The sequence below is a fragment of the Bartonella sp. AA168HLJHH genome (assembly GCF_042197365.1).
In the GTDB taxonomy this organism is placed as follows: Bacteria; Pseudomonadota; Alphaproteobacteria; order Rhizobiales; family Rhizobiaceae; genus Bartonella.
In genome coordinates this window covers 1-7,532 of record NZ_JBHIRS010000030.1, presented here as the reverse complement: position 1 = coordinate 7,532, position 7,532 = coordinate 1, and the positions used below count along the sequence as shown (strand labels likewise).

The 7,532-nt window shown below is 42.6% G+C and carries 6 protein-coding genes and 1 pseudogene; all 7 read left to right on the top strand.

The genetic code is table 11. The annotated features are described in order from the left end of the window. Nucleotides 1-169: 169 nt before the first annotated feature. A pseudogene (locus ACFINM_RS08965) lies at nucleotides 170-934 on the top strand (hypothetical protein); the annotation flags it as partial. A 216-nt stretch (nucleotides 935-1,150) separates the two neighbouring features. Then, entirely contained in the window at nucleotides 1,151-3,172 is a 2,022-nt protein-coding gene (locus ACFINM_RS08960) for a hypothetical protein (protein ID WP_375641135.1), read from the top strand. After that, the gene (locus ACFINM_RS08955) at nucleotides 3,172-4,164 is read left to right on the top strand and encodes a transglycosylase SLT domain-containing protein (protein ID WP_375630250.1); all 993 of its coding nucleotides are present in this window, start codon (nucleotides 3,172-3,174) and stop codon (nucleotides 4,162-4,164) included. Before ACFINM_RS08960 ends, ACFINM_RS08955 begins: the two co-directional genes overlap by 1 nt. Further along, entirely contained in the window at nucleotides 4,157-5,134 is a 978-nt protein-coding gene (locus tag ACFINM_RS08950; protein WP_375630251.1) for a tail fiber protein, read from the top strand. Before ACFINM_RS08955 ends, ACFINM_RS08950 begins: the two co-directional genes overlap by 8 nt. A 9-nt stretch (nucleotides 5,135-5,143) precedes the next feature. After that, nucleotides 5,144-5,395 carry a hypothetical protein gene (locus tag ACFINM_RS08945; RefSeq protein WP_375610781.1) on the top strand — a complete coding sequence of 84 codons (252 nt, stop codon included), beginning with the start codon at nucleotides 5,144-5,146 and terminating at the stop codon, nucleotides 5,393-5,395. Nucleotides 5,396-5,412: 17 nt separating this feature from the next. Beyond that, entirely contained in the window at nucleotides 5,413-7,110 is a 1,698-nt protein-coding gene (locus ACFINM_RS08940; RefSeq protein ID WP_375641133.1) for a hypothetical protein, read from the top strand. Nucleotides 7,111-7,123: 13 nt separating this feature from the next. After that, the coding region (locus ACFINM_RS08935; protein WP_375641131.1) for a lysozyme at nucleotides 7,124-7,532 on the top strand (409 nt) is incomplete at its 3' end.

Here is a 7,532-nt window from a genome sequence, read left to right as displayed (position 1 = left end):
AGTCCTTTCTTATACAAATTTTATCCACACACTCATCCCACTTGCTATGTGCAAACGAGTGGTTTTGATTGATTCAAGATAAACAGATTTGAAATGAGAGAATCCTACGTTATTCGGGACTCTCATTCAACATACAAAACAGTGAATTATCATTATAAATCAATACCTTGTCCAAGGGGGACAACGTTCCACTGCTTCTGGATTAGGGGGAAATACTGATGGCATGCTGTCAAAGCCTGAATCAGGTTATATGTATGTTAAGGATGAAAATGCACTTGGTGGCATACGTGCGGTGCCAATTGCAGGCAGTGGTTCAGAACATAAATTAATTCAAGAACAGAAGGAGGAGGAGCGTAAAAACCAACAAATGCAAATGCGAATTCTGGAAACAGCAGACAGGTCAAATCGTATACTCTCAGCATCTAAAGAATTGCTAAAAACTATTGAGGAACACCCGCATGTTGTTGGTTTCACGGGTTCTATAGGGTCGTTCCTTCCTAATTCTAAGGCAAAAGATTTTGGGCATATGCTCGATTCATTGAAGGCAAGTATCGGGCTTGATGCCTTGAGAAAAGCAAAAGCATTTTCACCAAATGGCGCATCTGGCTTTGGGAATTTGTCTAATATGGAATTGCAAGCATTGCAAAACTCTGTAGCAGCACTGTATCAAGATCTTTCTGCAGAGCAAATGAAGAAATCTTTAAAAACAGTTATTGACACTTTCAATAAATCCAATGCAGCAACGCGCGCAATTCTTTTTGGTGGTGCAGAAGCAACAAACGAGCTCGTTCGAGCCGCCTATGGGCAAGATGCTTATAAGGGAAATCATGCACAGTCAAATGATCCACTAGAAAAACAGATAGAAGCATTGCCGGAAGGCATGTTGTTCGTTGATAGAGATGGACGCATTAAGGAGAAACAAACCAATGGCTGAAGTAATCCCCCCTCTTATTAATCGTAAAAACACAAGAGTCATTGGGACATAAGTGACTATACACCAGAACAGCTTCAAGAGCTTTTCGCGAAGAATAAGGAAAGGCTAAGTGGTTCTGTTACAGGAAATAATGGTGCAACAGAGGAAACAGAAGAAGATGGTCCACATCCAAGTGTTGCGGGTGCTTTTGGATGGGGAGCTCTTCATGGGTTAACTATGGGCTATGATGATGAAATAGCCGGAATATCAGAAGCGGGTCCTATTGCTTATTGGATGGGAGATAAAGAGGCAGTCAAAAAGTATAATGAAGTGACAAAGCGATGGCGTGATTATCAAAGAGCGGCGAACCGAGATCATTTTTATGCATCTCTTGCGGGGAATTTAACGGGTGCTGCGGCACCCGTAATTGCTTCTGCCCTCTTTCCACCCGCGGCAGGGGCTACTGCTGCTGCTCGTGCGGCAATTGGGGCTGATGTTGTGCTGGGAGGAAGAGCTGGTGTTGCAGGAGCACAAATAACCAGTAAAGCTTTAGCAGCAGGAGAAAGGGCGGTGCAATCTGCTTTAGCTGAGGGTGCGGAACGGGCAGCGGCAAAAGCTGCAGGTGAAGCAGCAATGAAAGCAGTAGCAAGTAAAGAGGCGGCAAAATTTAGCTTGGGGCGTGCAGCAAAAACTGGAGCCATTTATGGTGGAATAGCAGGCAGTGGTGAAGGGGAAGGGCTTGCAGATACTCTAGTGTCTGCTGGGTTTGGTGCAGGGTTAGGCGTTGCAACACCATTTGTGGCACATTCTGCTTTAAAGGTTACACCTTTTGTTACAAAACCATTCAAAGTAACGGCTTCTGGTGTTAAGAAAACATCTGCTGTTGTCAAAAAAACAGCTGAGAAATTGTTTGGTAAAACTGAACCAATAACACAAGGTGTAGAAAAAGAAGCATTTCAGATAAGCGATAGAGCGCTTAGGGATGTAAGCCAAACTTTAGGGGATGAAGGTGTTGATAAACTTGAAAGAGCATTAAAACAGCGAGGTCCTGATTCAATGATTATTGATCTTCATGATGAGCTTGCTAAAAGAGCTTTTAAGGCAGCAAAAAAAGACCATGATACATATTCGCTCATAAGTAATCGTTTGGGAGCTAGACAAGATGCGAGTGCACTGCGGGTAAAGGATGCGTTGACAGATGTGATGGGTCCAAAAGTAGATACGCTTGATTTAAAGCAAGAGATTATCAAACAAGCACAGAACAAGGCTGAACCATTTTATGAGAGGGCGAAAGCTTCTCCCATTTCTAATGCTGTCAGTAAAGATTTATCGCGGTTGCAAGAAACTCCTGCCTTCCAAAAAGCCTATAAAAAAGCAATTGCGCAAATGCCAAATGAAGCGGATGCAACAGTTATAGGGAGCAATGGATATCCAAAGCTGAATATGCGAATTTTACATAAGATGAAAGAGGTTTTGGATGATCAAATTAATTCTGCGCGCATCAAAGGAAAACAAGGATATGCGCGAGATTTGACTCTGTTCAAACAACGCATTCTGGACGTTTTAGATACGTCCTCTCCAGATTATGCTAAAGCACGGAAAATTTATTATGACGAGCGTACTATTGGTGATGCCCTCGAGCAGGGAGAGCAAGCACTGAAGAAGAGCGTTAATCTCGACACAATTAACAGTCAACTTTCGGATTTTGGGTTGATGGAAAAAGAGGCTTTTCAAAAAGGTATACGGTCGCAACTAGAACATGCGGCAGGCAATGCACAGAATTTTGACCACAATCTTTTGAGTTTGTTTGACACGCAAAATGGTCAAGAAAAGTTGCAGCGTATTTTTGGCGAGGATAAAGCTAAGCAACTTATGAAAGTGTTGCGACCAGAAGTGGAAAGAACAAAGCTTTTTGCACGCTTGCCAAACCATATAGGTGAAGTGGAAGAGAGGGGGAAACAACAGACTATGGGTATAGGAAAGATTGCTTTCATCAAGGCAGTTGTAAAAAATTTCGCAAGAGAATTTGGACGCAAATTCTCAAGCGTCCATAAGGATACTGAGAGAGATATTGCAGCGCTTATAACAGCGCGGGAAAAAGGAGATTTTGGGTTAGCAAGAGAAAAAGCCATTGAATTAATTAAGAAGTTTCATGAAGCAGAAAAGAAACGCTTAATAACACGAGAAAATTATACGAAATTCATTAATTTTGTTGGCATTATTTTGAATAGCAGCGTTGATAGAACGGTTATAAACTAATGATCAATTTTCATCCTAAAGTGAAGCGTGCTATCTCACAGGCAGCACAAAAATATGGTTTACCAGAAAGCTTTCTTGAACGTGTTGCTATGATAGAAAGTAATGGTAATCCAAATGCAAAAAATAAGAACAGCAGTGCAGGGGGGCTGTATCAATTTCTCGATTCAACAGCAAAACACTATCAACTGAATGACAAGTTTGATCCCTTTCAAGCAACCGATGCTATGGCACGGTTAACGAAGGATAATACGCGTTATTTAGTCACAGCATTAGGCAGAGAGCCATCAGAGGCAGAGCTTTACCTCGCACACCAACAAGGACCAGCAGGGGCAGTAAAGCTTATCAAAAATCCACATATTCCAGCAAGCCAGCTTTTAGGTCGACAGGCAGTCACACTCAATGGTGGCAATATGGAAGCTACAGCAGGGGATTTTATGAATCATATTTATGGGCTTTACAATAAAACGGGAGATGCTTTGAAGAGAACGATACAGCAAAACCAAAGCAATGGACAAGCAGCACCAAACGAGGTGGGTCCTTTGCGTGGGTTTGAGAGGCTTCAAAAGACACTTCAAGGTAATCAAGTGGGTCAAGGTGATCAAGGGGGCAACCAATTGATGGCATATGACACGCCATTCCCAAACAGAATGATGGCACCTGAAAGCAGAGACAATTTAACAGGACAGATTATGGAAACCACACCATTGCAAGCACAAGGTATTGATGCAGGTGCTCTTAAAAAGGGCTTTTCCGGTTTGCTTCATTTAATGAGAGAGAATGGAGAACGACAAAAACAGCAGGCACAGATGGTACAGCAACAAATGTTACAGCAACCAGTCATGGCGGGTTTCTCACAATCGACTGGGGGACCGACAGATTTAACACCTCTTATTGATCCTTCTAGGCGGCAATCTGTTGGTTCCTATGGGCGGCAAAAAGAAGAGCAATTGCGCGAAGAGCTATTAAGAAGAACGGGAGCTTATCATGTCTGATATTTATGACTGGTCACTCACAGCTGATCAAAATGCGAATTCCGATAGTATCATTAATTGGGCAGAAGGGCAGCCGCCTAGTTCTGTTAATGATAGTGCGCGGGTCATGATGCAGCGTATACGTGAATATCTTGCCGATAATGGTGGTTCTCTTGACTCAAAGTTTATTGTGAATGGAAAGGAACAAACAACATCAATCACGTTGACGACGGTTTCGCCAATAGCAAAATATAAAAACGATATCATTATCCGCTTTAAGGCGCGTGGTATAAATATTGGTACGACAACAATAAACATGAATAATATAGGAGCAAAGCCACTCTATAAAGCCACCAGCACGGGAATAGTATCATTGACAGGTGGTGAGTTACAAACAAATGGTATTTATGAAATAGTCTATAATGATGGCGTATCAACAAAAGGTCTTGATGGCTGGTATCTTTTAAACCCTACCCCCATTCCACCACCGAAGGTCGAAACCTTTCCTTGTGGTTTTATTGCGACCTTTGCTATGCAAGAAGTCCCAAACGGCTGGCTTTTATGTGATGGCGCTACTTATGAACGCAAGGATTATCCGCAATTATTCAAGGCGATAGGGGATAAATGGGGAAAAAACAGCGATACAACCTTTAAAGTTCCAGACTTTAGAGGAATGTTTTTGCGCGGCTTTGATAATGGGCGCGGTTTAGATCAAAATAGAGACTTCGCAGAGGTGCAAAAAGACAGCATTAAATCTCATACACATGCTTGTACCATTGAAGAGGCAGGTCAACATACGCATAAGCATGATTATTCTATGGTTACAAGAGTTGGTCAAATAGGTGGCAGAAATCCTGCTTTTGGTAATTCATATTATACAAAAGATACACAACCTGCTGGAGTGCACACGCATAAGGTAACGATTTCTTCAACGGGCGAGGCAGAAACACGCCCTGTTAATGTACCGGTTGTTTATGCCATAAAATCGTGAGTTTTTCAAATGATCAATAATCCGTCTGCTATTGATGATATTGCGGACGCGGAGCAAATCCGCGTCCTTTTTTATGCAAGCAATCGAATGGTTCATGCACCCTTAAATAAGGTACTTGATCTCGTCAAAAGCGACATACAGCATGATCTTTTAAGCGCTTTGGCAGAATATAAAGAAGCGACAGATCAACGCATAGAGATCATGCAAAAACTTATTGATGAATTGCAGTCCTCTCTCTCACACAACAAGACAACGAACTGATTAAGGAATGAAACGCGATGCCATTACCCTATCACACACATATATTTAAGCTTGAACCAGCAACAAAAGAAGAAGTCAAAGAAGGTGTTTTAGATAGTAAGGCTCTTGCACCTGTTTCAGTGGGGAGTGCAGCAGCTTATGAGGTAGAATATTTTGCAACCGCTGCTCAAGGAAAAAAGGCTGATGATGCTATTGCAAAGAGAGATATTGGAGCTCTTGCTTACAAAAATAAGGTCACAATTCACGATATTGAAGCAAGTGGTGAAGCGCATGAGAATGCGATTTTATCAGGCGCTGGCTGGGTAAAAATATCGCCTTTAGGGATTGGCGATATGAAGGCTGCTACATATGATCCCGACAATGTGGGGGCAAATGCATTTTCTATGGAAAATATGCACGAGGGTCCTACCAAAAAGATCTTAACCATAGAGGAAAGATCAAAGCTACGATGGTTGAGTTCTACGCAGCCAACGATGGAAAAATGGCGGAGGGGAGATGAAGGTGTTTATTATCCCATATCTCCGGTAGATCTCAAAAATACCATTCGTTATTTTGTAGGCTCAAAGTCTTTTGGTATGTCAAAATCAGTTTATGATCCAGATAAAATAGAAAAAGATGTATTTGATATGGAGAATATGAAGGAAGGGAAAAAGCATCTTATCTTAACTCCTCCAGAACGTGCACAGATTGCAAAAATTGATAAAGTTGAAGATGTTGCACAACAAGGGATTCATGTTGCAAGTGAAGCGAAGAACGTTGCAGATAGTGCATTAAGAACAGCAAATGATGCAAAAGCTTATGCAGTAGATGCAAAAAAAACGGCTGAGACAGCACAAAAAACGGGAGACAGTGCAAAAGCTGAGGCAAATATTGCGCAAACAGCAGCCGATAAAGCGCAAGATACAGCACATAGTGTACAGAAAAAAGTTGATCTCATTCAACCTCTTGGCAAACAAGACTGGATTGATGGCACAAAAACAGTGGATGCACTTATCTCACCAGCCAAACTGATGGCTTCAATCAAAGCAAATAGTAGCAATAGCAGCGGCGGTAGCAACAATGGTGGCGGGGTTAGAAAACCTGTTGAAATTCTGATGACAGAAAGCGGAGATATTCCATTGCCTGATGGTATTACTGCTGACACCGATATCGAAGTATGGGCTTGGGGCGGTGGAGGTGGTGGCGTTAAGGATGGCGGCGGCGGCGGCGGTCAATGTGTGCATGTTAAAATGAAAGGTTCTGATTTAGATAAATTAAAAACAGCTTACATTGGTCGTGGTGGTAAAGGTAATGACAGTAACATTTTGTGCAATGGTGGTAGAACAATGATCAAAGGGCTTGTTACAGCAGAAGGAGGATATTCCGTTTCCATGACTCTCGTTAACTTTGGAGGGAAAGGCGGCGATGGAGGAGGAAACAGGGAGGGCAGCAGTGGTGAAAGCTTTATTTTTTCTGGTGGTAATGGTGGAGGGAGTGGAATAGACGGCAAGAGAGCTGGTACTGGTGGAAGTTCTTTTCTTGGCGGCGGCGGCGGCGGTAAATGTAAGGGTTCTATCATGGGGCAGGGTGGTGAGAGTTACAAAGGTGGTAACGGTGGTAGAGGTGGTAAAGAATGTGGCGGCGGCGGCGGTGGATATTTTGATGGGAAACACGGAAGCGACAAAATTGGCGGCGACGGCGGTGATGGAGCAGTACTCATAAAGGTATATTTATAAGGTGAATTGAACAATGGCACGGAAAATAAGTAAAGATTGTTTATACTGTTTAAAAAAGTGGGAAGGTTTGCGCTTGCAGGCTTATCAAGATGCTTCTGGCATATGGACGATTGGTTATGGTCATACGAAAAAAGCCGGTCAACCAACAGTTGTTGAGGGTATGGTGATTACAGAAAAAAAAGCTGAAAACATGCTTTTAGCAGATTTGCGGCAATATGAGAGGGCGGTAGAAAAAGCAGTTTGTGTGAATTTAAGCGACGAGCAGTTCGGCGCTCTTGTTTCCTTTTGTTATAATGTGGGTATTGCAGCTTTCCAAAACTCTACATTGCTTAAAAGGCTTAATCGGGGGGATTATGAAGCGGTACCAACCGAATTGCAGAAATGGACCAAAGCGGGAGGCAAACGTTTACAAGGTCTCGTAC